We start from the raw sequence: 2,139 nt of genomic DNA on the forward strand, positions 1-2,139 counted from the left end.
TGGCGAAGGAAGAGCTTCTGGAATTTCCGGGCACGGTGAGCGAAGTCCTGCCCAATGCGACGTTCCGCGTGAAACTCGAGAACGACCACGAGATCATCGCCCATACGGCGGGCAAGATGCGCAAGAACCGCATCCGGGTGTCGGCCGGGGACAAGGTGCTCGTGGAGATGACGCCCTACGACCTGACGAAGGGCCGCATCACCTTCCGCGTCCGCTAGGCTGAGAGGACTTGGCCCCCGAGCCGCAACGCCTGGTGCTGGCGTCCGCAAGTCCCCGGCGGCTCGACCTGTTGCGCCAGATCGGGCTGGAGCCCGACTCCGTGGTCGCCGCCGAAGTCGACGAATCCCCCCTCAAAGACGAGACCCCGCGGCTGCTGGCGATCCGGCTGGCCGTGGCCAAGGCCGCGCGCGTCGCGGCCGATGAGCCGCTTGCCTACGTCCTGGGCGCCGACACGGTGGTGGCCCTTGGCCGCCGGGTGTTGCCGAAGGCCGAAACGCCCGACGAGGTGCGCGCGTGCCTGGATCTGCTGTCGGGACGGGCGCACCGGGTGCTGACCGCGGTGGCGGTGGCCGCCCCGGGCGGCCGCACGGCCCGGCGGCTGGTCGAGACCCGGGTCCGCTTCAAGCGCCTCTCGCCTCAGGACATCGAAGCCTACCTGGCGTCTGGCGAAGGCCTGGGCAAGGCCGGCGGCTACGGCGTCCAGGGCCGCGCCGGCGGCTTCGTCACTGCTCTGCAGGGCTCCTATCCGGCCGTGGTGGGCTTGCCGCTCTACGAGACCGCGAGCCTCCTGGGCGGCCTCGGATACCGACTGCCATGACGGAGCGGCGCCTCTATCTGGACCGGGGCTTCGGCGAAAGCCGAGGCGTGGTCACCCTGGACGGACGGCCCGAGCGCCTCCTGGTCCGCCGCGACGGCGACGATCCGAAGCTCGCCCTGGGCGCGCGCTGCGTGGCGCGCGTGGCGAGCCTTGAGCCGGCGCTGGCCACCGCCTTCCTCGACCTCGGCGGCGGCGCCGAGGCCATCCTGCCGTTCAAGCCGGACGCCAAGCCCGTGAGAGGCCAGGCGCTGGAGATCGAGATCCGGGGCGAGCCGCGCCGCGGTAAGCTCGCCATCGCCCGCGCGCTCGGGAACGGGGAGGGGGCGCCGCGCCTGCTGGGGCCTTCGCGCGATGTCGCCGACGAACTCAGGGCCCTCGTTCGGGACGCCGAGATCGTGCAAGGCGCCGCGGCGCGCGAGATGGCCGACGAGGCGGAGGCCGAGGCGCTGGAGGTGCTGCACCCGATTCCCGGCGGCGGCGTCCTGGCCGTCGAGCCGACCCGCGCTCTGACGGCCATCGACATCGACTTGGGCGAGCGCAAGGGCGCCGACGCCAAGCGTGTCACGCGCCAGGCGAATCTCGCGGCCCTGGGTCTTGCCGCGCGCCTGTTGCGCCTGAAGGGCCTCGGCGGAATCGTCGTCATCGATCTCGTGGGCCGCGGACACGACGGCAACGCCCTGATGGCCGCGGCCCGGGCCGCCTTCCAGCCGGACAATCCCGGCGTCGCCATCGGTCCGGTGGGCCGCTTCGGCACGATGGAGCTGTCGTTGCCGCGCCGCGTCACGCCGCTTGGCGAGATCCTGTGCCGGGAGGACGGACAGCCCAGCGACCGTACGCTCGCCCAACGCCTCATCCGCCGCCTGGAGACCGAGGGCGCGGCTCAGCCGGGAGCCCGGCTCGAGGCCCGCTGCGCGCCGGGCGTGGCCGAGGCGGCCCGTCCCTTGGGCGTCCAGCTCGCGGAGCGGATCGGCGCCCGGTTCACGATCAGGGCCGATCCGGCGCTGCCGCGCGAGCGGCCGGAGGTCTCCGCCGGATGAGCCGCCCGAAGTGTCCGATCTGCGGCAAGCCGCCCGCCCCGCAGTACCGGCCGTTCTGCTCCCGCCGGTGCGCGGACGTCGACCTGCAGCGCTGGCTCACCGGCCGCTACGCGGTCCCCGCCGTCGAGGAGGACGACGGGCGGGACGAGGACGTCTCTCAGGACTGAAAAGGCCTGCTGGACTTCGCAAAAGGCCTCTTCTATAGACGCGGCTCCCGCGTCGGCGGCCCGGCGCCTGGGTAGCTCAGTTGGTAGAGCAGCGGATTGAAAATCCGCGTGTCGGTGG

The 2,139-nt window shown here is 72.7% G+C and carries 4 protein-coding genes; all 4 read left to right on the top strand.

Annotated elements, in window-relative coordinates; all coding sequences use genetic code 11:
- Positions 1-218: translation initiation factor IF-1 (gene infA / locus V7Z97_RS20215; protein ID WP_334165388.1), on the top strand; the 218-nt coding region annotated here is incomplete at its 5' end.
- An 11-nt stretch (positions 219-229) separates the two neighbouring features.
- Entirely contained in the window at positions 230-817 is a 588-nt protein-coding gene (locus tag V7Z97_RS20220; protein ID WP_334165390.1) for a Maf family protein, read from the top strand.
- Entirely contained in the window at positions 814-1,854 is a 1,041-nt protein-coding gene (locus tag V7Z97_RS20225) for a ribonuclease E/G (RefSeq protein WP_334165394.1), read from the top strand. Before V7Z97_RS20220 ends, V7Z97_RS20225 begins: the two co-directional genes overlap by 4 nt.
- Positions 1,851-2,021 (top strand): DNA gyrase inhibitor YacG, encoded by a 171-nt coding sequence (locus V7Z97_RS20230; RefSeq protein ID WP_334165397.1) that lies wholly within the window; start codon positions 1,851-1,853, stop codon positions 2,019-2,021. The genes V7Z97_RS20225 and V7Z97_RS20230 overlap by 4 nt, the downstream gene beginning before the upstream one ends.
- Positions 2,022-2,139: the final 118 nt, after the last annotated feature.

The organism is Phenylobacterium sp. (genome assembly GCF_036821595.1).
Lineage (GTDB): Bacteria > Pseudomonadota > Alphaproteobacteria > Caulobacterales > Caulobacteraceae > Phenylobacterium.